The organism is Kitasatospora sp. NPDC088264, from assembly GCF_040685715.1.
Classification (GTDB): Bacteria; Actinomycetota; Actinomycetes; order Streptomycetales; family Streptomycetaceae; genus Kitasatospora.
The window spans coordinates 78,308-103,477 of the sequence record NZ_JBFBIR010000004.1; the positions used below are offsets into that span (position 1 = coordinate 78,308).

The following is a 25,170-nucleotide window of genomic DNA, read 5'->3' on the forward strand; positions in this document are numbered from 1 at the left end:
CGGGATCGGTGAACGGGGTCCGCTTCGGCGGGCCCCGTTTGCGTGTCACGTCCGGTGGGGGCGGAGGGCGGCGCGCAGGCGGGGGTCGGGGAGGACGGCGGGGCCGTTCATGGCGACGGCGGTGAGCAGTTCGCGCTCCTCGTCGTCCGCGAGGCCGTGCTGGCGGGCCGGGCGGACCTCGCGCAGCACCTCCTGGCCGACCGGGGACGCCCAGCGGGTGTAGGGGTAGACGTCGACCCGGGCCATCAGCAGGGTGCCCGAGGTGAGCACCAGCGGCAGCGAGAACCAGGCGAGCGGGGCGACGGTGTCACCGCCGGTGAAGCCGGTGAGGGTCAGCGCGGCGGCCAGCAGGAGGAGCGTCAGCAGCAGTGCGTGCCGCACCTGCCGGACCACCAGGACGGTGCTGCGCTGGACCAGGGCCGGGGTGGCCAGGCCGGCCAGCGAGAGCCGGGCGCCGATCTCCAGGACGGTCGGGTGCTCGGCCATCGCCCGGCGTAGCCCGTCGGTGCGGCACTGGCCGTCGGGGCCGACGGTGACGATGACCGCGCGCTCCAGGCGGCTGCGGCCCCGGGGGTCGACCACCGTGGTCCAGCCGGTGTGCGCCAGGTGCAGCCGGCCCCGGCCGGCCATCAGGACGAGGGCGAGTTCGACCACCCGGTCCGGGCCGCCGGCCAGGTAGGCCGTCTCGTACAGCCCGATCCCGACGGCCTCGGGCGGGCGCAGGCCGTCCGCCTCGGCCAGGGCGTCGGCGGTGGCGGTCGTCCGGACGAGCCGGAGACACGAGAGGACCGCCGCGACGCACGCCGGTATCAGGAACAGCAACCACATGGGCTTGTTGTATGCCTGGGCCGATGGCGCGGGGAACGGCTTCCCGGACCGCGATACCGAACTGTGACGTCAGGAGCCGCAGCCGCCGCCACCACCGCAGCTCGACGAGGACGACCCGCAACTGGAGGAGGACGACCCGCAGCTCGACGAGGAGGAGCCGCAACTGCTGGAGCCGGAGCCGCAGCTGGAGGACGAGGATCCGCAGCTGCTGCCGCTTCCCCCGCAGCCGGAGGAGCCGGAGTGGGAGGAGCCGCACCAGGCCGTGGAGCCCCCGCAGGAGGACCCGGACGAGCTGCACGAGCTGGGGGGAGAGCTGGTGGAGGAGCCCGTCGAGGAGGAGGCGGCGTAGGAGCTCGCGGCGGCCGACTTCATCACCTCGTCCTGGGCGGACGCGGCCAGCATCGCGGACCGCAGCTCGTCGTCCTCCAGCCCGGCGGCGGCCAGCCCGCCGAGCGCGAGGGCGCCCAGCAGCACGCCGCCGGTCGCCTTCGGCGACAGGCCGGCGCTCGGCGTCCACGGCGTGCCGACCTTCATCAGGGAGAGCTGGCGCCGCCCGGCCGGGGTGATCCGGCCCTTGGCCGGCCAGGTGACGAGCAGGCTGATCCCGCCGAAGACCAGGAGCACCACCGGGATCCACAGCGCGGGGCGGTCGGAGCCGGCGCCGCCCTCGTCCAGCACGTGGGAGAGGACGGTCGAGACGGCGACGCCGAGCAGCGCGAGCCAGAGCAGCCGCCGGGCGGTGCGGGCCCGCCGCAGCCGCTCGGGGTGGCGCATCAGGCCGCGGTCGGCGAGCCGGTCGCCGATCTCCTGCACGGCGGCGGAGCGCATCACGGCGCGGCGCAGCGGGGCGAGTTCACGGCTGCCTCCCGGGCCGACGGCGTCCAGGACGGCCTGGTCGACGGCGTCGTACGGCTTGTGCCCGGTGAGGGTGACCAGGCCGGCGCGGCTGATCACGGCCCGCTCGGAGAGGTGCATCCGGATCAGGGCGGTGTCGAAGACCCGGCCGGGGCCGCCGGACAGGAAGGCGGCGTCCATCAGCGGCAGGCCGCGGCCCGGCAGGCCCTGGACGTGCGGGACGTGGCCGACCCGCTGCTTGGTCCGGGACGCGTACAGCGAGGCCGCCACCAGCAGGACGGCGGGGATGACGAAGTAGGTGTTGTGCCACATGGGCGGGTTCCCCCCGAAGGTGTGCGGTGAAGGCGGGTGCTCAGCGCCGCAGGGCTCGGCGCAGACGGGCGAACGCGCCGGGCGGCCGCTCGGCGGCCGGGTGGAGCCACTGCTCCAGGGACCGGCGGTGGTCGGCGGCGAGCGGGCCGCCGTCGGCGAGCGCCCAGGCGGCGAAGGCCCGGGCGTCGGCGCGGTAGCCGCCGGTCTGCGGGTGCCGGCGGGCGTAGTCGAGGAACATCGGCCCGTACGGCCGGCCGAGCAGGCGGGGCAGTTCGGGGGCCACCTTGGCGACGGTGTCCCGCCGTTTGGTGGCCAGGCCGGTGGACTGGGCGCGGACCTGGTCCGGGTCGAAGCCGGGCGGGACGGGCCCGCCGGCCACCAGGGCGGCGAGCAGGTCCTCCTGGCGCCGCGCCAGCCGGGCGCGGGTGCCGCTCGGGCACGCGCCCGCCGCGGTCCCCCGGGGCTCGGCGCGGGGGGCCGGTGGGGCCGTCCGCGGGGTGCTCCCCTCCAGCACCCGGCGGATGGCGTCCAGTTCGCCGGCCAGCTCGCTGGGCGGCGGGAAGTCGGCGTCCCGTTCCAGCAGGACGCCGGGTGGTGCGACCCGTGCGCAGAGTTCGGCCAGGACCTCCAGCACCGGTTCGGTGACGGGGTGGGCGTGGGTGTCGTGCCAGACGCCGTCGACCAGGGTGCCGCCGGCGACGTGGACGTAGGCGAGCGCCTCCAGCGGCAGGCGGTCCAGTTCGGCGGCCGGGTCGATGCCGAGGTTGACCCGGTTGGTGTGCAGGTTGGCGACGTCGATCAGCAGCCGGACGCCGGTCCGCTCGACCAGTTCGGCGAGGAACTGCCCCTCGGTCAGCTCGTCGTCGGGCCAGGCCAGCTGGGCGGCGATGTTCTCCAGGGCGAGCGGCACCGGGAGCTGGTCCTGGGCGATCCGGACGTTCTCGGCGATCACCCGCAGCGAGTCCCGGGTGCGGGGGACGGGCAGCAGGTGGCCGGCCTCCAGACCGCCGGCCCGGACGAACGCCAGGTGTTCGGTGACCAGCGGGGAGTCGAGGGCGAGTGCCGCCTCGGCGAGCTTGGCGAGCCGGGCGGGGTCGGGCAGGTCGGCGCCGCCGAGGCCGAGCGCCACGCCGTGCGGGACGACGGTGACGCCGCGGGCGCGCAGGACGGTCAGGGACTCGGGCAGGTGGTCGGCGCAGATGTTCTCGGCGACCACCTCGACCCAGTCCAGGCCGGGTTGGCGTTCGACGACGGTGTCGATCTCGCTGCGCCAGCCGAGGCCGACGCCGAGGCGGGGCGCGCCGTCCCGCGCCGGGGTGGCGGAGCCGGGCAGGTCCAGGGCAGGGGAGGTCATCGGTTCGCCCCCTTTCGGAGGGCCGGGTGGGGAGGCCGCCGGGTGGTGCGGGCTTCGTCGCCAGGACCGCGCGGCCGTGTGCTGAGGATGTCCCCGGGTGGGACGGCTGCCAAGCCCCGCCCGGTCTTCTCAGAGCATTATTTGAGCTTGCCGCTGCGGGGGTGAGGGACTTTGGTCCCGAGCCGGGGCCGTTGCCGCAGGTGAGGCGCACCGGCGAGGGGAAATTCGAAGGCGCCGGACGGGCGTCGGGGTTAGCGTGGGAACCCATGACTTCTTTGACGATCCGTGACTTCCGCCCCGACGACGCCGAGGCCGTGGCCGCCGCCCACCGGGCCGGGCGCGAGCACCTGGTGATGACCTCCGAGGCCCTGCTCTGGCTTAACGGCCGGCAGAGCCCGGGCGAGCACTTCCGCACCTTCGTCGCCGAGCTGGACGGCCGGGTGGTCGGCGCGGTGCGCTGCGCGGTGGTGCTCGGGACGACGACCACCGGCGTCGGGTACGCCAACGGCAGCGTGCTGCCGCAGTTCCGGCGGCGCGGCGCGGCCACCGCGCTGCTGGCCGCGGCCGAACGGCACCTGGCCGGGCACGGAGTGAGCGAGCTGCACACCTGGCTGGACGACGAGCCCGCCTCGCTGGCCTTCGCCGCCGCCCGTGGCTACGAGCTCGGGCGCGCGGCGCAGTTCGGCGGACGGGACTTGGCGCTGCCGCTGCCGCAGGCGCCCGTACGGCCGGCCGGCGTCGAGCTGCGCCCGGCCGGAGACTGGGCGGCCGACCCGCGCCCGCTGTTCCTGGTCGAGGCGGACGCCATCCAGGACGAGCCCGGCGAGGTGCCGATGGACGCCCTGGACTACGAGGACTGGCTGCGGGGCGACTGGGCCCGGCCGGACCTGGACCGGGCGCTGACCGTCGTCGCCGTGGTGGACGGCGAACCGGCCGCGTTCAGCATGGCGCAGACCGACGGGGTGGACCGCTACTGGTCCGCGTTCACCGCCTGCCGCCGGGAGTTCCGCGGGCGAGGGCTGAGCAAGCTGGCCAAGCTGGAGTCGCTGCGCCTGGCGGCCGCGGCGGGCTACCGGCGCGCGTACACCTCCAACGACGAGACCAATGCGCCGATGCTCGCGATCAACGCGTGGCTGGGGTACGAGCGGTGCGCGGGGGAACGCAAGGGGATCAAGCGCTTGAAGTGACGCCGGGTGCGGCGATCCTGACGGTGGGAATTGCCGCGAGGGGGGTATTTCCGGCCACGGAGGGGACTTAACCAGGGCACACAGTTCGTGGTCGAGTCTTCCTCCGTGGGGATGATATGGAGATCCTGCTCCAGGTGTTCATCGCATCGGTTCCGGCCGTGATCGGATTCCTCGCGGCCCGCTCCCTCGCCCGGACCAGACTGTTCCTGCGCTACGGCTTCCTGCGGGCGCTGCTGGCGCCGTACAGCCGGGTGCAGATCATCACGCCGAGCATCGAGGTCGCGGAGTTCGCCTTCACCACGGACGGCTGCCAGCTGACCAGCCGCGGGCCGAAGAACGTGCTGTTCATGCCGATGGCCGAGGCCAGGGCGATAGCGGGGCTCACCGACCTGCTGCGGAAGGTCAACCGGAAGGCGACGATCGAACTGGTGGTGGCCGGCGCGCAGGATCCCCGGATGCCGACGTTCTCGATCGGGGGCCCGAGCGTCAACTCCTATTCCGGCGGCGTGCTGGACGCGGTGTTCCCGGATTTCGCCATCGAGTACCCGGACGAGGCCCGCGCCCGGTGGGGCGGAATGACCTTCGAGGCGCTGTACAACCCGGCCGGGGAGCTGATCCGCGACCACGGCTTCATCTTCGTGACCCGCACGCCCCGGCAGGCGCCCTGCATCGTGCTCTGCGGGGTGTTCGCCTTCGGCTCCGCGATGGCGGTGGAGGCGTTGACCGCGGCGAGCCGCAACTCCCCGCTGGCGGCGCTCTTCCGCTCGGGGGAGAAAGGATTCGTCGCGGTGGAGGGGCGGGTCATAGGCCTGGACACCGTCGACGTCACGGTCGAGGTCTGCCGCACCCTGCCCGCGCCCCGATCCGACGTCCCGTCGGGATTCCGGGGCGAGGTGTCCACGGGTCGTCCCGACGGTTGAGACGATTGGTCTCGACCACGAGGGGCGAAACCGGACAGCTCGGGAGAGTCTGGGGCAGCAACTCCTGGCAGCCGTACAGGTTTTGCCCCGCCCCTGACACACTTTGGGCATAATCGCGCACATGACGATCAACCGTGCGAACGTGAGCGCGATTGCCGAGGACCTGTACGTGTGGCTCCCCCCGAAGCGGGGCTGGGGCCTGGCCAACTGCGGGCTGCTGGCCTCGGCGAAGACCGCGCTCTGGATCGACACCCCCTACGACCCCACCCTGGCCGGGGAGTTCCTCGCCGCCAGCCGCCGCCTGCTGCCGGCCGGGGTCGAGGTCGACCGGGTGATCGTCACCCACGCCAACGGCGACCACCTGTGGGGCGCCGGAGTCGTCCCGGACGCCGAGGTGATCTCCACCCGTGAGGCGCTGGAGCACATCCACTACGAGCCCACCCCGCAGCAGCAGCACGCCCTCGTCGTCGGCGGCGACCCGGACTCCCCGCTCGGCGGCTACCTCAGGGAGCACTTCGGACGGTTCGACTGGTCCGCCACCGACCCCGTGCACCCCGACACCGTCTTCACCGGCGAGCTGGAACTGCGGGTGGGGGAGTACCCGGTGCAGGTGACCGGCCTGCCCGCCGCCCACACCGGCGGCGACCTGATCGTCCACCTCCCGTACCAGCGCGCCGTCTTCACCGGCGACGTGATCTTCGGCTCGACCCCCGAGTACCCCGGCGACCACCCGGTGCACTGGGCCGGCCCGCTGGAGAACGTGATCACCGCCTGTGAGCGGATCCTGGCCACCGGCGCCGAGATCTTCGTCCCCGGCCACGGCCCTGTGCTCGACCGCGACGGGGTTCGCCACCACATCGCTTACCTGACGTACGTCCGGGAGCGCGCGCACGCCCTGCACACCGCCGGGATCCCCGCGCTGGACGCCGCCCGGCGGGTGATAGCCGAGCAGCGCCACCCCGAACTCGGCCTGCCCGAGCGGCTGGTGCTCACCGTCGCCGCCGAGTACCGGCACCTGGACGGCACCGAGGTGCCGAACGTCCTGGTGGCCATGGGCCAGGTCGCCCAGGTGGCCCGCGAACTGGCCGAGGACGCCGCCCGCAGCCCGCGCCCGCGCGCCGCCGCCCGGGACTGACCGCCCGGGACCGACCGCCCGCCGCGCCCGGGCCGGACCACCGCCGGCCCCGGCCCCGGCAGCAGCCGACCAGCCGGACCCCCAGAGGACTTCCGAGGACTTCGATGACGCAGATCGCGCAGATTGCGCTGATCGCCCTGGCGCTGGTCGCCGCCGCGACGGCGGGCGTGCTCGCCCGCGGCCGGGCCCGGGCCCTCACCCGGGCGGTCGCCGCCGAGACCGCCCGCGGCCACGGCGAGGAACGCGCCCGCGCCGCCGAAGGCCGGCTGGCCCGCGCCGAGCAGCAACTGCGCGAGGCGCAGGACGCCGCCCGGCGCGCCACCGAGGAGACCCACCACGCCGAGAGCCGCTACCGGGCCGCCGAGGAGCGCACCCGGGAGGCCGAGAGCCGGGCCCGCACCGCCGAGGACGCCACCCGGGAGACCGACCAGCGGGCCGCCGCCGCGAACACCCGGGCCGGGGAGGCGGAACGGCGGCTCACCGCCGCCGAGGAGCACACCGCCGCCGTGCTCGCCGAGATCGGCCACCTCGCCCAGGAACGGGTGGCCGCCACCGCCGTCCGGCTCAGCCACGCCAACGCCCCGCTGGTCGGCCCGCTGGACGGGCAGGCCGTCGGCCCCGAGGCCGTCCGGGCGCTGCAGTCCGTCCTGGACGCCGCCTCCGCGGCCCTCACCGACGAGCGCGAACGCGTCGACGCCGCCGCCCGCGCCGCCATGCGCGGCGCCACCTCCCGGATCCAGACCCTGCTCTACCAGATCCAGAGCCTGGTCCAGCAGCTCCAGCACGACAACGACGACCCCCGGCTGCTGGAGGTCGACTTCCGCAACGAGGTCGCGCTGCGCCGGATCCAGACCGTCGCCGTGCTCTGCGAAGCCTGGCCCGGCCTGGCCCGCACCGACTCGCCGCTCGCCGAAGTGGTGGTCGGCGCGCTCTCCCGGGTGCCCGGCTACGCCCGGATCAAGGTCGCCAACCACCTGCGCGAGCAGCGGCTCGCCGTGGTCGCCCGGGCCGCCGAGCCGCTGGCCATCACCGTCGCCGAACTCCTCGCCAACGCCTCCGCCTACTCGCACCCGGAGACCGACATCCCGGTCACCGTCCAGCAGGGCGGCCGCGGCGCGCTGGTGATCATCGACGACAGCGGCATCGGCATGGACGACGACCAGCTGCGCCGGGCCCGCCGACTGCTGGCCGGCCCGCCCGACGTCCTGCTCACCGAACTCGGCAACCCGCCCAAGACCGGCTTCGCGGTGATCGGCAAACTGGCCCGCCAGTACGGCTTCTCCTGCCACATCGAGCCCTCGCCGTACGGCGGGATGCGCACCATCCTGCGCATCCCGGCCGCGCTGGTGACCGTCGTCGACGACGAGCAGCCGCTGTCGGTGCTCACCCCGCTGCCGCTGCGGGCCGGCGCAGGCCCGGCCCCCGCGCCCACCGTCCAGGCCGTCCCGCCGATGCGCGACGCCGACGAGGGCGACGGGCCGCCCCCGCTCGCCGACCGGCACAACCAGCCGGGCCCGCACCCCGCGCCCGCCATCCACGCGGTGCCCGACGCACCGGCCGGCCCCGCCGACCCGGTCGATGACGGCACCGGCCTGCCCAGTCGGCGACGCCGCCGACCGGTCACCGCCGACGGCCCCGGAGCCCCCGAGCCCGCCGCCGGGCCGTCCGCCGCACCGGCCGAGCCGCCCGCCCGGGCCCCCGAGCGGACGCCCGAGCGCGCCGCCGCCCACTGGCAGGCGCTCCAGGAGGGCACCGACTCCGGCCGCGCCGCCGTGGCACAGGCCGCCCGCGGGACCAGCACGACCGGCGAGTCCAGCGCGACCGCCGGGACCAGCGCGACCGGCCCGACCGCGGCCGCCCGCGACACCGGTGCCCGCACCACCGTCCGCCCGACCGCCCCGACCCCCGAAGGAGCCGAGCAGTGACCAGCACGCCCAGCCCGACCACCGCCGACGAGATCTCGTGGGTGCTGACCCCGCTGCTGGAGCTGCCGGGGGTGCTGCACGCGGTCATCGCCACTGGTGACGGCCTCGTCGAGGGAGCCTCGGACGGGCTCGACCGCGCCTCCGCCGAGCGGGTCGCCGCGATGACCGCCACCGTGCACGCCGCCGCCCGCGCGTTCACCAGCGCCTTCACCGACACCGAACGGCCCCGGCTGGCCCAGACCGTGGTCGAGTCCGACCTCGGCTACGCCGTCGTCGTCCCGGCCGGGGAGAACACCTCGCTCGCCGTGTTCACCTCCCCGGAGGCCCAACTCGGCAACGTGGCCTACCAGATGCAGGTACAGGTCGCCGCCCTGGGCCGTGCCCTCGCGAGTCCGACCCGGCAGCAGGACACCACCGTCCGATCATGACCGCCGTACCCCGCAGGCGGATGGTGCCCGCCTACCTGGCCACCGGCGGCCGCAGCCGCCCCGGTACCGCCGGCTTCGACCGGCTCACCGTGCTGTTCGCGGACCGCGTCGAACCGCCCCGCGAGCTGGAACCCGAACACCAGCGGCTCTGGGAACTGCTGCGCCCCGGCGCGCTGACCGTGGTGGAGGCCGCCGCGCACCTGCGCCTGCCGGTCAGCGCCACCGTCTTCCTCGCGGCCGATCTGGTCGAGGCGGGCTGCCTGCGCGCCCGCGCGCCGATCCCGCGCGCCCAGCAGACCGACCGCTCCATCGTCGAGAGGCTCCTCGTTGGACTCCGTGCGCTCCGGTAGCCCGGCCGACCGGCCGAGCCGGGTGGGCTACCTGCCCGACCGGGACCAGACGCTGATGAAGCTGGTGGTGGCCGGCCCGTTCGGGGTCGGCAAGACGACGCTCATCCGCACCCTCTCCGAGATCGCCACCCTGCACACCGAGGAGGCGATGACCGAGACCGGACGGCCGGTGGACGACCTGGCGGGCCTGCCCGAGAAGGCCACCACCACGGTCGCCGTCGACTTCGGCCGGCTGACCCTGCCCGGCAACCTCGTGCTCTACATGTTCGGCACCCCCGGCCAGCGCCGCTTCTTCCCGCTCTGGCAGGACATCGCCCGCGGCGCCCTCGGCGCGCTGGTGCTCGCCGACACCCGCCGGCTCGCCGACTCCTTCGAGATCATGGACATGGTCGAGGAGCAGGGCCTGCCCTACGCCGTCGCCGTCAACTGCTTCCCGGACGCGCCGGTCCACTCGATCGAGGTGCTGCGCGCCCACCTGGACCTGCACCCCACCACCCCGCTGCTGCTCTGCGACGCCCGCGAGCGCGGTGCCAGCCTGGACGCGCTGATCGCGCTGGCCGAGCACGTCCTCGACGGCCTGCCCGCCGCCCCCGCGGACGCCGCCGACCTCGCCACCCCGGCGGACGTCACCGAGCCCGCCGTCCCGGCAGCGACCGCCCCTGCCGCCTCCGCCGCCGAGGAGCGCCCGTGACCACCGACACCCGCCCGACCCCCATCTACGGCCCGGTCTTCGCCGCCGACCCGCAGCTGGTCTACGACCGGCTGCGCCGCTACGGCGCGGTCGCCCCGGTGGAGATCGCGCCCGGCGTCGAGGCCCTGCTGGTCACCGACTACCAGGCCGCCCTGGACCTGCTGCGCGACACCGACACCTTCTCCAAGGACTCCCGCGCCTGGCAGCGCACCGTCGCCCCCGACAACCCGCTGCTGCCGGTGCTCGGCTACCGCCCGACCGCCCTGTTCAGCGACGGCGAGGTGCACGCGCGCTACCGCGCGGTGATCACCGACGGCCTCGCCCTGCTCGAACCGCACCGGCTCCAGCGCCGGGTCGCCGAGGTCGCCCACCAGCTGGTCGACCGCTTCGAGGCGGCCGGCACCGCCGACCTGATCGCCGAGTACGCCCGCCAGCTGCCGGCCTTCGTCCTCACCACCTGGTTCGGCGTGCCGGGGGAGCACAGCGCCCGGCTGGTCGCCGGGATCGCCGGGATGATCGAGTCCACCGAGAAGGCCGTCGTCGCGTACGGGGACCTCGTCGCGGTGGTCACCGCCATGGTCGCCGAGCGGCGCGAGCGGCCCCGGCACGACCTCACCTCCTGGTTCGTCACCCACCCGGCCGGGCTGGAGGACGACGAGGTGATCCGGCAGATCACCCTCACCATGATCGCCGGGCACGAGCCGACCACCAACCTGATCGGCAACGCCCTGCTGCGCCTGCTCACCGACGCCCGCTACGCCGGCTCCCTCATCGGCGGCGCGATGACCGCCTACCAGGCGATCGACGAGGTGCTCTGGCACGAGCCGCCGCTGGCCAACCTCTCCGCCCACTACCCGCGCTACGACATCACCTTCCACGGCCGGGAGATCCCGGCCGGCACGCTGGTGCTGGTCTCCTACGCGGCCGCCAACTCGCAGGCCGCGCCGCCCACCGACGGCACCGAGCTGCGCAGCGGCGAGAGCGCCCACCTGGCCTGGGCGGCCGGCCCGCACGGCTGCCCGGCCCGCGACCCGGCGCTGCTGATCGCGATCACCGCGATCGAGCAGCTGACCAGCCGGCTCAGCGACCTGGAGCTGGCCACCCCGGCCGAGGACCTGCTCTGGCGCCCCGGCCCGTTCCACCGGGCCCTGGTCCACCTCCCGGTCCGCTTCGCCCCGACGGCCTGAGCCCCGACGGCCTGAGCCCCGGCGGCCCGCCCCTCGGCGGCCCGGACCCTGCTGGTCCGGGCCCCGGCGGCCCGGGACGCACGAGGGCCCGGGCGTCCGTCCGTACGGAAACCCGGGCCCTCGCGGCGCGACCGGCCGGCCCTACTCGGCCGGCTTCAGCGTCAGCGAGACGCTGTTGATGCAGTACCGCTGGTCGGTCGGCGTGCCGTAGCCCTCGCCCTCGAAGACGTGGCCCAGGTGCCCGCCGCAGCGGGCGCAGCGCACCTCGACCCGGCGCATGCCGAGCGTGGTGTCCTCGATGTACTGGACCCGGTCCCCGGCCAGCGGCGCGTAGTACGACGGCCAGCCGCAGTGGCTGTCGAACTTGGTCTCGGAGCTGAACAGCTCCGCGCCGCAGGCCCGGCAGCCGTAGACGCCGACGGTCTTGGTGTCGGTGTACTCACCGGTGAACGGGCGCTCGGTGCCGGCCTCGCGGAGCACGTGGTACTCCTCGGGGCTCAGCTCGTCCCGCCACTCGGCCTCGGTCTTCTCGATCTCGTAGCTCATCACGGCTCCCGGTCGGGGTACGTCAGACGTTGGAGGCAACGTTCGAGAGGTGCTGCACGCTTCCCCGGATCTCCTCCAGGATGGCGGGGCCCAGGTTGGTGACGTCGCCGGCACCCATGGTGAGCAGCAGGTCGCCGGGGCGGGCCAGGCCGGCCAGCACGGCGGGGGCGGCGGCGAAGGAGTGCTCGGCGGTGACGTCGGCGCCGGCCCGGTGGGCGGCGTCGATGATCAGCTCGCTGGTCACGCCGGGGATCGGGTCCTCGCGGGCCGGGTAGATGTCCAGCACCACCGAGGCGTCGGCCAGCGCCAGGGCCCGGCCCATCTCCTCGGCGAGCTGCTGGGTGCGGCTGAACAGGTGCGGCTGGAAGACCACCAGCACCCGGCCCTCGCCCTCCAGGCCCTCCCGGATCGCCTCCAGGTCGGCGGTCATCTCGGTGGGGTGGTGGGCGTAGGAGTCGATCACCTGGACGCCGCCGGCCTCGCCCTTGAGCTGGAGGCGGCGCCGCACGCCGGTGTAGGCGCCCAGGGCCTTGGCCAGGTCGGCGGCCGGGACGCCCAGCGCGACGCCGGCGGCCAGCGCGGCGACCGCGTTGTGCGCGTAGTGCCGGCCGGGCACCGAGACGGTGAAGGACAGCTCGGCGCCGTCCAGCTCGACGGTGACCTCGCTGGTCATGCCGCGGGCGACCACCGAGCGGACCCGGACGTCGGCGTCCTCGGCGGCGCCGACGGTCACCACGGTGAGGCCCTCGCGGTCGGCCACCCGGGCGGTCAGCTCGCGGGCGCCGTCGTGGTCGGCGGAGACCACCAGGGTGCCGCCGGGGGTGATCCGGCCGACGAAGGTCTCGAAGGACTCGTAGATCTCCTCGATCGAGGCGTAGTTGGCGTGGTGGTCCAGCTCCACGTTGAGCACGATCGCCACCTCGGGCGCGTACTTGTGGAAGCTGCGGTCGCTCTCGTCGGCCTCGGCGACGAAGATCTCGCCGGCGCCGTGGTGGGCGTTGGAGCCGGGCGTGTCGAGGTCGCCGCCGATCGCGTAGGACGGGTCCAGGCCCAGTTCGCCGAGGGCGACGGCGAGCATGCTGGTGGTGGTGGTCTTGCCGTGGGTGCCGGCCACCGCCAGCGCCCGGCGGCCGCCCATCAGGGCGGCCAGCGCGTCGGAGCGGTGCACCACCGGGATGCCGCGCTCGTGGGCGGCGGCCAGCTCCGGGTTGTCGGCGCGGATCGCGCTGGAGACCACCACGCTGCTGGTGCCGTCCGGCACGTGCTCGGCGGCGTGGCCGACGTGCACGGTCGCGCCGAGGGCGCGCAGCGCGAGGACGGTCTCGGACTCCTTGGAGTCGCTGCCGGAGACGCTGGCGCCGCGCACCGCGAGGATCTTCGCCAGGCCGGACATCCCGGCGCCGCCGATGCCGATGAAGTGCGGGGCGTGCAGGTCGTGCGCGGCGTCGTTCAAGGCGGGGCTCCGTAGGGCGGGGGCGGAATGGTCGGGCGGACGGGATGGGGAATCGTCCTCGCGGGCGGACCGCAAGGACGATTCTGCACCACCGGCCGGGATCCCTAGGAGTCGCTGGCGAACAGCCGCAGCACCGGGACCCCCACCTTGTGCCGGGCCTGGGAGGCCCAGTCGCGGTGGAAGAACTCCTCGACGAAGTGCGGTGAGGTGAGCACCACCACCTCGTCCGCGCGGTGCTCCTCGACCGCCGCCCGCAGCCGGTCCAGCGGCTTCTCCTCGACCAGCTCGCCGACCGCCTCGGCCCCGGCCGCGCGCAGGTGGCGCAGGCTGTGTTCGAGCGACTCGGAGGCCACGGTCGGCCCGGACTCGGACTCGTCGTGCTCGTGCACCACCTTGTCGAGGTGGCCGAGCGCCACGTCGTCCAGCGCCCGCAGCAGCTCGTCCTGCTTGCCGCGCGGCTGCATCAGGACGACGAAGGAGACCTTCTCGTCGCTGTGGAGCGTGGTGACGAGTTCCACGTCCGCGTCGGAGAGAGCCTTTTCGATCATCAGTACCGTCTTGAACACGTGAGTCCCTTCCAGTGGCCGGCCCCCGGGCCCCGGCATCGCATTAACGGGATCACGACCCGTCGGTCACGGGGTCGGCGGACGCATGTAGCGGGTGAAGAGGAATCCTTTCTGCTCGATCAATGAGACCAGCCGCATCCGCTGCACGTCAGGCATTTCCGCATCGCGGATGATGCGCGGCGCGTCGCCGCCCGTGATCAACGGAGCCAGCGACAGGCACAACTCGTCCAGCAGACCCGCCGCCGCCAGCTGCCCCAGCAGCCGCGGGCCGCCCTCGCTCAGCAACCGCGTCCAGCCCCGCTCCGCCAGCGCCGACACGCCCGCCCGCAGGTCCACCGCCCCCTCCCCGGCGAGCACCAGGTCGGCCACCTCGGCGACCGCCCGGCGGCGCTCCTCGGGCGCGTCCGCGGTGGTGATCACCACCGTTCTGACCAGCGGGGCGGTGAACAGCGGCGCGGTCAGGTCCAGGGTCAGCGAGCGGCTCACGATCGCGATCGCCGGAGCCGGGGCCTGCCCGGCCGCCGCCCGCGCCGCCGCGAACTCGGCCCGGGCCCGGGCCGGCCGGTAGCCCTCCGCGCGGACCGTCTCCGCGCCCACCAGCACCACGTCCGACAGCGCGCGCAGCACACCGAAGATCCGCTTGTCGGCGTCCCCGGACAGGCCCTCCGAGAGGCCCTCCAGCCTCGCCCCGCCGTCCAGACCGGCCACCATGTTGGCGCGCAGCCAGGGCCGCCCCCGATTCACCTGGTCGGGGTACGCGTAGACGGCGGCGAGCGACTCCAGCGAGGCCGGGTCCACGACCGGCTCGCCCAGCGGGCTGATCAACTGTTGCATGCCCTCAGTCTTCCACCGGCCGCCGTCCCGAGGGGCCTGGGACCAGGCGTACCCTCTACTAACGTGCCAGCAGCCCCCCGCCCCGACACCGCGACCGAGTCCATAGCCGCCGCGAGCGCGGCCGGCTCCCCGATCGCGCTCGCCGACCGCCGCCCCGTCGTGCCCGCCGAGCGGCTGGTCGCCGAGATGGTCCCGCCGCCCCGGTTCTCCGACGTGAGCTTCGGGACGTACATTCCGGACCCGAACCAGCCCAGCCAGTACGAGGCCGTCCAGGTCCTGGAGCAGTTCGCCACCACCCTCGGCGGGGGAAACGGTTCCGCACCCAAGCGCAGCTGGTTCCGCCGCTCCGCCCCGGCGCCCACCGGCCCGGCCGGTGTGTACCTCGACGGCGGCTACGGCGTCGGCAAGACCCACCTGCTCGCCTCGCTCTGGCACGCCGCCCCCGGCCCCAAGGCCTTCGGCACCTTCGTCGAGCTGACCAACCTGGTCGGTGCGCTCGGCTTCCAGCAGGCCGTCCGGACCCTCTCCGGGCACACGCTGCTGTGCATCGACGAGTTCGAGCTCGACGACCCGGGCGACACCGTCCTCGTCTCCACGCTGCTCGGCCGCCTCGTCGACAACGGCGTCAAGCTCTGCGCCACCTCGAACACCCTGCCGGAGAAGCTCGGCGAGGGCCGCTTCGCCGCCGCCGACTTCCTGCGCGAGATCCAGGGCCTGTCCGCGCACTTCCGCCCGATGCGGATCGACGGCCAGGACTACCGCCACCGCGGCCTCCCGGACGCCCCGCCGCCCTACCCCGACGCGGCCGTCGACGCCGTCGCCGCCCGGACCCCCGGCGCCTCCCTGGACGACTTCGACACCCTCCTCGCCCACCTCTCCGCCGTCCACCCCAGCCGCTACGGCGCGCTGCTCGACGACGTCACCACCGTCTGCCTGCGCGGCGTCCGCCAGGTCGACGACCAGTCCACCGCCCTGCGCCTGGTCGTCCTCGCCGACCGCATGTACGACCGCGAGCTCCCCATCACCGCCTCCGGTCTCCCCTTCGACCAGGTCTTCCCCGACGACATGCTCCGCGGCGGCTACCGCAAGAAGTACCTCCGCGCCATCTCCCGCCTGGTAGCCCTCGCCCGCGACAGCGCGAAGACCTGAGCCCGTGACCCCCGCCCCGGCCGGGCGCTGCTCCCGGGCCCTGTCCGGCAAGATCAGCCGGACAGGGCCCGGCGGAGCAGAGTGTGAGGCCGAGCATCTGCCCGCTGCCGACCACGACGTCTATGACCGGGAGGAGCAGCGGTGAGCAGCGGTTGTCACACGCGGTGGGTCGTGCCGCCGGAGCATCGGGAGAGCGAGCAGTACCGGCCGGCCGGGCGGCGGATGGCGCCGGCCGAGGCCGTGTACGCCCGCCGCTCCGCTCTCGGCTGGACGCTCGCCGAACTCGCGGAGCGGTCCGGGCTGGACGAGGCGACGGTCGAGAGCATCGAGGAGAGCGGCGTCGATCCGGCCCTGCCGCTGATCGAACGCCTCGCCGCCGCCTTCGACTCGGTCGTCCGCATCGACCCGGCCCGCGAGCCGGCCATGAGGTTCGAGGGGCACGCGGCCTGAGGGAGCCGCACCGCTTGTCGGTGGTGGGTCGTACGGTGGACTCGTGCGACCCATCACGAGTATTGAGCGGTCAGTGGCGCCCTTCGAGGTCGTCAGTCCCTTCCAGCCGAACGGGGACCAGCCGGCGGCGATCGCCGAGCTGGAGCGGCGGATCAAGGGCGGGGAGAAGGACGTCGTCCTGCTCGGTGCCACCGGTACCGGGAAGTCGGCCACCACGGCCTGGATGATCGAGCGGCTGCAGCGGCCCACCCTGGTGATGGCGCCGAACAAGACGCTGGCCGCCCAGCTGGCGAACGAGTTCCGCGAGCTGCTGCCGAACAACGCGGTCGAGTACTTCGTCTCGTACTACGACTACTACCAGCCCGAGGCGTACGTCCCGCAGACGGACACCTACATCGAGAAGGACTCCTCGATCAACGAGGAGGTCGAGCGGCTGCGGCACTCGGCGACCAACTCGCTGCTGACCAGGCGGGACGTGATCGTGGTCGCGTCGGTGTCCTGCATCTACGGCCTCGGCACCCCGCAGGAGTACGTGGACCGGATGGTCCCGCTCAAGGTCGGCGAGGAGATCGACCGGGACGTCCTGCTGCGCCGCTTCGTGGACATCCAGTACGCCCGCAACGACGTGGCGTTCACCCGGGGCACCTTCCGGGTCCGCGGCGACACCATCGAGATCTTCCCGGTCTACGAGGAGCTGGCCGTCCGGATCGAGATGTTCGGCGACGAGATCGAGGCGCTGTACACCCTGCACCCGCTCACCGGCGAGATCATCAGCCAGGACGAGTCGGTGTACGTCTTCCCCGCCTCGCACTACGTGGCCGGCCCGGAGCGCATGGAGCGGGCGATCACCGGCATCGAGAAGGAGCTGGAGGAGACGCTCGCCCGGCAGGAGAAGCAGGGCAAGCTGCTGGAGGCCCAGCGGCTGCGCATGCGCACCACCTACGACATCGAGATGCTGCGCCAGATCGGCACCTGCTCGGGCGTCGAGAACTACTCGATGCACTTCGACGGCCGCGAGCCCGGCTCCCCGCCGAACACCCTGCTCGACTACTTCCCGGAGGACTTCCTCCTGGTCATCGACGAGTCGCACGTCACGGTCCCGCAGATCGGCGCGATGTACGAGGGCGACGCCTCGCGCAAGCGCACCCTGGTGGAGCACGGCTTCCGGCTGCCCTCCGCGATGGACAACCGCCCGCTGAAGTGGGAGGAGTTCCTGGGGCGGATCGACCAGACGGTGTACCTGTCGGCGACGCCCGGCCCGTACGAGCTGTCCCGCGGCGACGGCCAGGTCGAGCAGATCATCCGCCCGACCGGTCTGATCGACCCGGAGGTGATCGTCAAGCCGACCGAGGGCCAGATCGACGACCTGGTGCACGAGGTCCGCAAGCGGGTGGAGCGGGACGAGCGCGTCCTGGTGACCACGCTGACCAAGAAGATGGCCGAGGACCTCACCGACTACATGCTCGGCCTGGACATCCGGGTCCGGTACCTGCACAGCGACGTGGACACCCTGCGCCGGGTGGAGCTGCTGCGCGAGCTGCGCGCGGGCAGGTACGACGTGCTGGTCGGCATCAACCTGCTGCGCGAGGGCCTGGACCTGCCGGAGGTGTCGCTGGTGGCGATCCTGGACGCGGACAAGGAGGGCTTCCTGCGCTCCGGCACCTCACTGATCCAGACGATCGGGCGGGCCGCCCGAAACGTCTCGGGCCAGGTGCACATGTACGCGGACCGGATCACCCCGTCGATGGAGAAGGCGATCGACGAGACCAACCGCCGCCGGGTCGTGCAGCAGGCGTACAACAAGAAGCACGGGATCGATCCGCAGCCGCTGCGGAAGAAGATCGGCGACATCCTGGACACCCTCGCCCGCGAGGACGTGGACACCGACGAGCTGCTGTCCACCGGCTACCGCGGGGCCGCCGGGAAGGGCAAGGCCCCGGTGCCGGCCCTGGGCATGGAGCGCAAGCAGGGCGAGAGCCTGCCGGCCGCCGAGCTGGCGGAGCTGATCCAGTCGATGACGGACCGGATGCACGCGGCCGCCGCCGACCTCCAGTTCGAGGTCGCGGCCCGGCTGCGCGACGAGGTGAAGGAGCTGAAGCGGGAGCTGCGCCAGATGAGGGAGGCCGGCGTGGCCTGAGCGGGGGCCGAGGGGCCGACGGGGGTCTGAGGCGGGTCGAGACGGCCGCCGGGCCGGGCCGGTGTGACACCGGTCAAGCCCGGCGGTGTCTCAGCCTTGCCACAATGCGGCGACCGCCGGGAGGTGCGGGGTGCCGCAGGCCCTAGGCTGGCCTGCGGCATCGACCTCGGGACGGGGTGGTGCGACAGCAACAGGGGGCCTCAGCCGGGGGACGGCACGGGGTGTTCCACCGTGGCGCCGCGCGGGGAGCGACCGCGTGGCCGGGTAGAGAGGACAACGCCGTGTCGGTGAACCTTGCCAAGGGACAGCGGGTCAGTCTCCAGAAGGGGCCGGGCGGCGCGTTGACCGTGGTCCGGATGGGGCTCGGCTGGCAGGCCGCGCCGAAGCGGGGCCTGTTCGGCAGCCGCACCAGGACGATCGACCTGGACGCGTCGGCGCTCCTGTACGCCGAGAAGACCCCGTCCGACGTGGTGTTCTTCCAGCACCTGGAGAGCACGGACGGTTCCGTCCGGCACACCGGGGACAACCTGGAGGGCGGCTCGGGCACGGAGGACGACGAGGCGATCCTGGTGGACCTGCTGCACGTGCCGGCGCACATCACCCAGGTGGTGTTCACGGTGAGCTCGTACACCGGGCAGACCTTCGCGGAGGTGCGGGGCGCCCACTGCCGGCTGGTGGACGAGACCACGGGCGAGGAGCTGGCCCGGTACGAGCTGGCCGGGGGAGGGTCGCACACCGGGCAGATCATGGCGAAGGTGTTCCGTGACGGGGCCGGCGGCTGGGAGATGCAGGCGATCGGCGCGCCGGCCAAGGGGCGGACCTTCCAGGACCTGCTGCCGGCGATCGAGCCGTACCTCTGACGGTTCTTTACCTTCTTTACCTTTCTTTGGGCTTCCTGTTACTCTCGATGGCAGCGGAGGGGAGTATTCCCCCGCAGTTGTCCCCGTCATCACGGGCGCCCACGAGCGGCGCCCCGGGGCGCTGGTCCGTGCGGACGCCCCGAGAGCGGGCCCGACGGGCGGAAGAGACCTCCGGCAGTGACGATGACTGTCTCGCCTACCTGCCGGAGGAGCAGTAGTGGACGTTTCCATAGCCATGTGGGTCACCACGATCGGTGTGTTGATCGCACTGATCGTGGCGGACTTCTTCATCGGAGGGCGCAAGCCGCACGAGGTCTCGGTCAAGGAGGCCGGGATCTGGACCGCGGTCTGGATCGTGCTGGCGCTGATCTTCGGCGGGTTCCTCTGGTGGCACTCCGGCGCGCAGCCGGCCGGTGAGTTCTTCGCCGGTTACATCACCGAGAAGTCGCTCAGTGTCGACAACCTGTTCGTCTTCATCCTGATCATGGGCAAGTTCGCGGTGCCGAGGATCTACCAGCAGCGCGTGCTGATGTTCGGTGTGATCATCGCGCTGGTGCTGCGGGCGGTCTTCATCGCCGGCGGCGCGGCGCTGGTCACCCAGTTCTCCTGGGTGTTCTTCATCTTCGGCGCCTTCCTGATCTGGACCGCCTGGAAGCTGATCAAGGAGGCCCGGGCCGGCGAGGAGGAGGACGAGTTCGAGGAGAACCGCCTGCTCAAGTCGATCGAGCGGCGCTTCCCGTCCACCGACACGTACCACGGCACCAAGCTCTTCATCCGGGAGAACGGCCGCCGGCTGATGACCCCGATGCTGATCGTGATGCTGGCGATCGGCACCACGGACGTGCTGTTCGCGCTGGACTCCATCCCGGCGATCTTCGGCCTCACCCAGGACCCGTACATCGTCTTCACCGCCAACGCCTTCGCCCTGATGGGCCTGCGCCAGCTGTACTTCCTGATCGGCGGCCTGCTGAAGAAGCTGGTCCACCTGTCGTACGGCCTGTCGGTGATCCTCGGCTTCATCGGCGTGAAGCTGGTGCTGCACGCGGCGCACGAGGCGGGCGCGAACGTGCCGGAGATCGGCATCCCGCTCTCGCTGGGCGTCATCGTGGTCGTGCTGGCCGTCACCACGGTGACCAGCCTGATCGCCTCGAAGAAGCAGGAGCGGGCCGAGCGCGAGGCCCAGAAGCTGGACGCCTGACCCCCGCGTGACGGCCGAGGCCCCCGCGACCCGAAAGGGGTCGCGGGGGCCTCGTCGTGCCCGGTGCCCGGTGCCCGGAGGCCGAGGTCACCAGCCGCGCTCGCGCCACTCGTCGAGGTGCGGGCGCTCGGCGCCGAGGGTGGTGTCGTTGCCGTGGCCGGGGTAGACCCAGGCCTCGTCCGGCAGCACGTCGAAGACCTTCTCGGTGACGTCTCGCAAGAGCGTGCGGAAGGCCTCCGGGTCGCCCCAGGTGTTGCCGACGCCACCGGGGAAGAGGCAGTCGCCGGTGAAGACGTGCGGGTGGCCCTGCGGGTCGTCGTAGACCAGCACGATCGCGCCCGGGGTGTGTCCGACCAGGTGCCGGACGGTGAGTTCCACGTCGCCGACCCGCAGCTTGTCGCCGTCCGCGAGCAGCAGCTCGGTGGGCACGTCGACGCCCTCGGCGTCGTGCGCGCCGGCGGCGGTGCGAGCCCCCGTCACCGCGACCACCTCGGCGAGCGCGGCCCAGTGGTCGTGATGCCGGTGGGTGGTGACCACGGTGGCCAGCTCGTCGCCGATGGTCTCCAGCAGCACCGGGGCGTCGGCGGCCGCGTCGATCAGCAGCTGCTCGTCGGTGGCCCGGCAGCGCAGCAGGTAGGCGTTGTTGTCGTACGGGCCGACGGCCACCTTGGTGATGATCAGGTGCGCCAGCTCCCGCACGTCCGGCGGCCCGCCGACCTTGACCGCTCCGTGGTACGTCATCCGTCCGCTCCTCGTCCGGTGAAGGGGTTCAGGATCATCTTCGCGCCGTCAGCCCAGCGGGGGAAGCTGGGGGAGGGCGGTGTCGGGGGTGGCCCGGAGGTCGGCGCCGTCGGAGCGGCCGGAGAGCCAGGCGAGCAGGGAGCGGAGGGGGCCCCGGACGGTGAGGGCGGGCTCGCCGGTGCCGATCAGGCCGATGTCCCCGGTGTCCTCGGCGACGAGCTCGACGCCGGGCAGGGCGGCGCCGTGCAGCTTGTTGGCGATCTTGTGGAACTCGGTGACGGCGAAGACCTCCGGCCAGTGCGCGGGGGTGTGGCCGGCGTCCAGGTCGACGTGGTGGTACTCGACCTCGGCGAGGCGCTTCCACGGGAGGTCGTGGGCGGGGAAGACGTAGCCGGTGCGGTGGCGGACCTCGACCGTCCAGGCATCGGCGGGCAGCAGCGCGGCGGCCGCGGCGAAGCGCTCGCGGGAGTCGCGCAGGTCGGCGAGCTGGACGTCGACCGGGCGGGGCGCGCCCTCCTCGATCTGCCGGTCGCGGGCCTCGGTGCTGGCGTACTGCGGGATGTCGGTGCCGGTGCGGGCGCCGTCCAGCAGGTTGACCAGGGAGTCGGCGTTGCGGGCGAGGTGGGCCAGCACGTGACCGCGGGTCCAGCCGGGCAGGGCGGAGGGCTCGGCGACGGCCTCGGGCTTCAGCTCGGCGACGGTGTGCAGCAGGTGCCGGGTGCTCTCCTCGACCAGGGCCAGGTACTGCGCGGCGGCCTCGGCGGCGGTCTGCGGGTCGGTCATCGGATCGGCCTTCTGTGGGAGACGGCGCGTTGCCCGCGGGGGGCTCCGCTCGTTGACCAGCTGACGCTATCGCCGAATCCGACCGCTGAGCAGGGCCTTTTTCGGTCCGGGTACGGAGGGTCCGAGGGGCGCTCTCACTCGTTCGGGTGGACTCCACTGGACACGGTCGATATTCGAACGTCTGAGCTAGTAGGCTGGCTGCCGCATCCTGGAAGAAGCACACATCTCCCCGCAAGTCCTCTCGCCCCGGAGAAAGGCGCCAGAAGCAGTGGCCGACCGCCTCATCGTCCGCGGTGCTCGCGAGCACAACCTCAAGAACGTCTCGCTCGACCTGCCCCGCGACTCCCTCATCGTCTTCACGGGCCTCTCCGGCTCCGGCAAGTCCTCGCTCGCCTTCGACACGATCTTCGCCGAGGGCCAGCGCCGCTACGTCGAGTCGCTGTCCTCCTACGCCCGCCAGTTCCTCGGGCAGATGGACAAGCCCGATGTGGACTTCATCGAAGGCCTCTCCCCGGCCGTCTCGATCGATCAGAAGTCCACCAACCGCAACCCCCGTTCGACCGTCGGCACGATCACCGAGGTCTACGACTACCTGCGCCTGCTGTTCGCCCGGATCGGCAAGCCGCACTGCCCGCACTGCGGCCGCCCGATCGCCAAGCAGTCGCCGCAGGCGATCGTCGACAAGGTGCTGGAGCTCGCCGAGGGCACCCGGTTCCAGGTGCTCAGCCCGGTGGTGCGCGAGCGCAAGGGCGAGTTCGTCGACCTCTTCGCCGACCTCCAGTCCAAGGGCTACTCGCGCGCCCGGGTGGACGGCGAGACGATCCAGCTCGCCGAGCCGCCGAAGCTCAAGAAGCAGGAGAAGCACACCGTCGAGGTGGTCATCGACCGCCTGACCGTCAAGGAGAGCGCCAAGCGGCGGCTCACCGACTCGGTGGAGACGGCCCTGCGGCTGTCCGGCGGCATGGTCGTGCTCGACTTCGTCGACCTCGCGGAGGACGACCCGGAGCGCGAGCGGATGTACTCCGAGCACCTCTACTGCCCGTACGACGACGTGTCGTTCGAGGAGCTGGAGCCGCGCTCGTTCTCCTTCAACTCGCCGTTCGGCGCCTGCCCGGACTGCTCGGGCCTGGGTAACCGGATGGAGGTCGACCCGGAGCTGGTCGTCCCGGACCCCGAGCGCTCGCTGGAGGAGGGCGCGATCCACCCGTGGTCGGCGGGCCACGCCAAGGAGTACTTCCAGCGGCTGATCGACGCGCTCGCCGGGGAGCTCGGCTTCCGCACCGACATCCCGTGGGCCGGGCTGCCGGCCCGCGCCAAGAAGGCGCTGCTGTACGGGCACAAGCACCAGGTGCAGGTCAGCTACCGCAACCGCTTCGGGCGCGAGCGCTCGTACAGCACCGGCTTCGAGGGCGCCGTCCCGTTCATCCAGCGCCGGCACACCGAGGCGGAGAGCGACAGCAGCCGCGAGCGCTTCGAGGGCTACATGCGCGAGGTGCCCTGCCCGACGTGCGAGGGCACCCGGCTCAAGCCGGTGGTGCTCGCGGTCACCGTCGAGGAGAAGTCGATCGCCGACGTCTCGGCGATGTCGATCAGCGACTGCGCCGAGTTCCTGGGCGCGATGAAGCTGAACGACCGGGACAAGCAGATCGCCGAGCGCGTCCTGAAGGAGGTCAACGAGCGGCTGCGCTTCCTGGTCGACGTCGGCCTGGACTACCTCTCGCTGAACCGCGCGGCCGGCACCCTGTCCGGCGGCGAGGCCCAGCGCATCCGGCTGGCCACCCAGATCGGCTCCGGCCTGGTCGGCGTGCTGTACGTGCTGGACGAGCCGTCCATCGGCCTGCACCAGCGGGACAACCACCGGCTGATCGAGACGCTGGTGCGGCTGCGCGACATCGGCAACACGCTGATCGTGGTCGAGCACGACGAGGACACCATCAAGACGGCGGACTGGGTGGTCGACATCGGCCCGGGCGCCGGCGAGCACGGCGGCAAGGTGGTGCACTCCGGCTCGTTGAAGGGGCTGCTGTCCAACAAGGAGTCGCTGACCGGCCAGTACCTCTCCGGCAAGCGGTCCATCCCGATCCCGGCGGGCCGCCGCGACCGGGACAAGAAGCGCCAGCTGACCGTCCACGGCGCCCGCGAGCACAACCTCAAGGACGTCACGGTCGGCTTCCCGCTCGGCACCTTCACCGCGATCACCGGCGTCTCCGGATCCGGCAAGTCGACGCTGGTCAACGACATCCTCTACACCCACCTCGCCCGGGAGCTGAACGGCGCCCGCAGCGTGCCCGGCCGGCACACCCGGATCACCGGCACCGACCTGGTGGACAAGGTGGTGCACGTCGACCAGTCGCCGATCGGGCGCACCCCGCGCTCCAACCCGGCCACCTACACCGGGGTGTTCGACCACGTGCGCCGGCTCTTCGCGGAGACGCAGGAGGCGAAGGTCCGCGGCTACCTGCCCGGCCGGTTCTCCTTCAACGTCAAGGGCGGCCGCTGCGAGAACTGCTCGGGCGACGGCACCATCAAGATCGAGATGAACTTCCTGCCGGACGTCTACGTGCCGTGCGAGGTCTGCCACGGCGCCCGGTACAACCGGGAGACGCTGGAGGTCCACTACAAGGGCAAGTCCATCTCCGAGGTGCTGGACATGCCGATCGAGGAGGCGCTGGCCTTCTTCGAGGCCGTCCCGGCGATCGCCCGGCACCTCAGGACGCTCAACGACGTCGGCCTCGGCTACGTCCGGCTCGGCCAGTCCGCGCCGACGCTCTCCGGCGGCGAGGCGCAGCGCGTCAAGCTCGCCTCCGAGCTGCAGAAGCGCTCCACCGGGCGGACGGTCTACGTGCTGGACGAGCCCACCACCGGCCTGCACTTCGAGGACATCAGCAAGCTGATCAAGGTGCTCAGCGGGCTGGTGGAGAAGGGCAACACGGTGATCGTCATCGAGCACAACCTCGATGTGATCAAGACCGCCGACTGGGTCGTCGACATGGGCCCCGAGGGCGGTTCCGGCGGCGGCATGGTGGTCGCCGAGGGCACCCCGGAGCAGATCGCCGCCGTCCCGGAGAGCCACACCGGCAAGTTCCTCCGGGACATCCTTCCGGGCGAGTTCGCGGACGCCCCGGTCGCCCCGGTGAAGAAGGCGCCGCGCAAGCGCGCCGCCGCGGCGAAGAAGTAGCGAAGAGGGAGAAGCGACCCGCTCCGCCGCCCCGCCCCCCGGGGCGGCGGAGCGGGTGCCGCATAGACTTCCGTGGTCCCTCGTAGGAAGCCGAACCGCAGGA

General features: G+C 72.9%; 23 protein-coding genes. 14 read left to right on the top strand and 9 right to left on the bottom strand.

The features are described from left to right. Positions 1–45 precede the first annotated feature (45 nt). The 3 genes from AB0O82_RS05275 to AB0O82_RS05285 all read right to left on the bottom strand — a co-directional run bounded on the left by AB0O82_RS05275 (position 46) and on the right by AB0O82_RS05285 (position 3,349). The gene (locus tag AB0O82_RS05275) at positions 46–828 is read right to left on the bottom strand and encodes a TIGR04222 domain-containing membrane protein (protein ID WP_363580396.1); all 783 of its coding nucleotides are present in this window, start codon (positions 826–828) and stop codon (positions 46–48) included. A 69-nt stretch (positions 829–897) separates the two neighbouring features. Next, positions 898–1,995 carry a TIGR04222 domain-containing membrane protein gene (locus AB0O82_RS05280; protein WP_363580398.1) on the bottom strand — a complete coding sequence of 366 codons (1,098 nt, stop codon included), beginning with the start codon at positions 1,993–1,995 and terminating at the stop codon, positions 898–900. 40 nt (positions 1,996–2,035) lie between these two features. Further along, positions 2,036–3,349: a DUF692 domain-containing protein gene (locus AB0O82_RS05285; RefSeq protein ID WP_363580400.1), complete on the bottom strand. Its 1,314-nt coding sequence runs from the start codon at positions 3,347–3,349 to the stop codon at positions 2,036–2,038. 266 nt (positions 3,350–3,615) lie between these two features. On the opposite strand from AB0O82_RS05285, the gene AB0O82_RS05290 reads away from it, so the two are divergent. From AB0O82_RS05290 to AB0O82_RS05325, 8 genes are all read left to right on the top strand, one after another. Continuing rightward, entirely contained in the window at positions 3,616–4,536 is a 921-nt protein-coding gene (locus tag AB0O82_RS05290) for a GNAT family N-acetyltransferase (RefSeq protein WP_363580402.1), read from the top strand. A gap of 116 nt (positions 4,537–4,652) precedes the next feature. Continuing rightward, positions 4,653–5,456 carry a hypothetical protein gene (locus AB0O82_RS05295; RefSeq protein WP_363580404.1) on the top strand — a complete coding sequence of 268 codons (804 nt, stop codon included), beginning with the start codon at positions 4,653–4,655 and terminating at the stop codon, positions 5,454–5,456. Positions 5,457–5,577: 121 nt separating this feature from the next. Further along, positions 5,578–6,591, top strand: coding sequence for an MBL fold metallo-hydrolase (locus tag AB0O82_RS05300; protein WP_363580406.1), 1,014 nt, complete (start codon positions 5,578–5,580; stop codon positions 6,589–6,591). Positions 6,592–6,695: 104 nt separating this feature from the next. Further along, positions 6,696–8,516, top strand: coding sequence for an ATP-binding protein (locus tag AB0O82_RS05305; protein ID WP_363580408.1), 1,821 nt, complete (start codon positions 6,696–6,698; stop codon positions 8,514–8,516). Further along, positions 8,513–8,944: a roadblock/LC7 domain-containing protein gene (locus tag AB0O82_RS05310; protein WP_363580410.1), complete on the top strand. Its 432-nt coding sequence runs from the start codon at positions 8,513–8,515 to the stop codon at positions 8,942–8,944. The genes AB0O82_RS05305 and AB0O82_RS05310 overlap by 4 nt, the downstream gene beginning before the upstream one ends. Next, complete coding sequence (locus AB0O82_RS05315) at positions 8,941–9,294, top strand: DUF742 domain-containing protein (RefSeq protein ID WP_350885830.1); 354 nt, start codon at positions 8,941–8,943, stop codon at positions 9,292–9,294. The genes AB0O82_RS05310 and AB0O82_RS05315 overlap by 4 nt, the downstream gene beginning before the upstream one ends. A 55-nt stretch (positions 9,295–9,349) precedes the next feature. Continuing rightward, complete coding sequence (locus tag AB0O82_RS05320; RefSeq protein WP_363580665.1) at positions 9,350–9,985, top strand: ATP/GTP-binding protein; 636 nt, start codon at positions 9,350–9,352, stop codon at positions 9,983–9,985. Next, positions 9,982–11,172 carry a cytochrome P450 gene (locus tag AB0O82_RS05325; protein WP_363580412.1) on the top strand — a complete coding sequence of 397 codons (1,191 nt, stop codon included), beginning with the start codon at positions 9,982–9,984 and terminating at the stop codon, positions 11,170–11,172. Before AB0O82_RS05320 ends, AB0O82_RS05325 begins: the two co-directional genes overlap by 4 nt. Before the next feature lie 141 nt (positions 11,173–11,313). Here the strand turns inward: AB0O82_RS05325 and msrB are convergent, their stop codons facing one another. The 4 genes from msrB to AB0O82_RS05345 all read right to left on the bottom strand — a co-directional run bounded on the left by msrB (position 11,314) and on the right by AB0O82_RS05345 (position 14,571). Further along, positions 11,314–11,718, bottom strand: a complete 405-nt coding sequence (msrB, locus tag AB0O82_RS05330; protein ID WP_063349491.1) for a peptide-methionine (R)-S-oxide reductase MsrB — start codon at positions 11,716–11,718, stop codon at positions 11,314–11,316. A gap of 22 nt (positions 11,719–11,740) precedes the next feature. Continuing rightward, positions 11,741–13,171, bottom strand: a complete 1,431-nt coding sequence (gene murC, locus AB0O82_RS05335) for a UDP-N-acetylmuramate--L-alanine ligase (protein WP_363580414.1) — start codon at positions 13,169–13,171, stop codon at positions 11,741–11,743. A gap of 104 nt (positions 13,172–13,275) precedes the next feature. Continuing rightward, positions 13,276–13,737, bottom strand: coding sequence for an indole-3-glycerol phosphate synthase (locus AB0O82_RS05340; protein ID WP_350885822.1), 462 nt, complete (start codon positions 13,735–13,737; stop codon positions 13,276–13,278). A 66-nt stretch (positions 13,738–13,803) separates the two neighbouring features. Next, positions 13,804–14,571 (bottom strand): pyrimidine reductase family protein, encoded by a 768-nt coding sequence (locus AB0O82_RS05345; RefSeq protein ID WP_363580416.1) that lies wholly within the window; start codon positions 14,569–14,571, stop codon positions 13,804–13,806. Positions 14,572–14,673: 102 nt separating this feature from the next. Between AB0O82_RS05345 and zapE the strand changes: the two genes are divergently transcribed. From zapE to AB0O82_RS05370, 5 genes are all read left to right on the top strand, one after another. Beyond that, positions 14,674–15,720, top strand: coding sequence for a cell division protein ZapE (zapE, locus tag AB0O82_RS05350; RefSeq protein WP_363580667.1), 1,047 nt, complete (start codon positions 14,674–14,676; stop codon positions 15,718–15,720). Positions 15,721–15,891: 171 nt separating this feature from the next. Beyond that, positions 15,892–16,170 carry a helix-turn-helix transcriptional regulator gene (locus AB0O82_RS05355; RefSeq protein ID WP_363580418.1) on the top strand — a complete coding sequence of 93 codons (279 nt, stop codon included), beginning with the start codon at positions 15,892–15,894 and terminating at the stop codon, positions 16,168–16,170. Positions 16,171–16,213: 43 nt separating this feature from the next. After that, positions 16,214–18,307, top strand: a complete 2,094-nt coding sequence (gene uvrB, locus AB0O82_RS05360; RefSeq protein ID WP_363580420.1) for an excinuclease ABC subunit UvrB — start codon at positions 16,214–16,216, stop codon at positions 18,305–18,307. Between the two features lie 281 nt (positions 18,308–18,588). Next, the gene (locus tag AB0O82_RS05365; protein ID WP_363580422.1) at positions 18,589–19,167 is read left to right on the top strand and encodes a TerD family protein; all 579 of its coding nucleotides are present in this window, start codon (positions 18,589–18,591) and stop codon (positions 19,165–19,167) included. Between the two features lie 217 nt (positions 19,168–19,384). Beyond that, a complete protein-coding gene (locus AB0O82_RS05370; protein WP_363580424.1) occupies positions 19,385–20,365 on the top strand; it encodes a TerC family protein in 981 nt (326 codons plus the stop codon). Positions 20,366–20,452: 87 nt separating this feature from the next. Here AB0O82_RS05370 and AB0O82_RS05375 read toward each other — a convergent pair whose 3' ends face one another. Both AB0O82_RS05375 and AB0O82_RS05380 read right to left on the bottom strand, forming a co-directional pair. Continuing rightward, positions 20,453–21,106: an MBL fold metallo-hydrolase gene (locus AB0O82_RS05375; RefSeq protein ID WP_363580426.1), complete on the bottom strand. Its 654-nt coding sequence runs from the start codon at positions 21,104–21,106 to the stop codon at positions 20,453–20,455. A gap of 48 nt (positions 21,107–21,154) precedes the next feature. Then, positions 21,155–21,889: a maleylpyruvate isomerase family mycothiol-dependent enzyme gene (locus AB0O82_RS05380; RefSeq protein ID WP_363580428.1), complete on the bottom strand. Its 735-nt coding sequence runs from the start codon at positions 21,887–21,889 to the stop codon at positions 21,155–21,157. A 268-nt stretch (positions 21,890–22,157) separates the two neighbouring features. Here AB0O82_RS05380 and uvrA point away from each other — a divergent pair, with 268 nt between their 5' ends. Beyond that, a complete protein-coding gene (uvrA, locus tag AB0O82_RS05385; RefSeq protein ID WP_350885808.1) occupies positions 22,158–25,067 on the top strand; it encodes an excinuclease ABC subunit UvrA in 2,910 nt (969 codons plus the stop codon). Positions 25,068–25,170 lie beyond the last annotated feature (103 nt).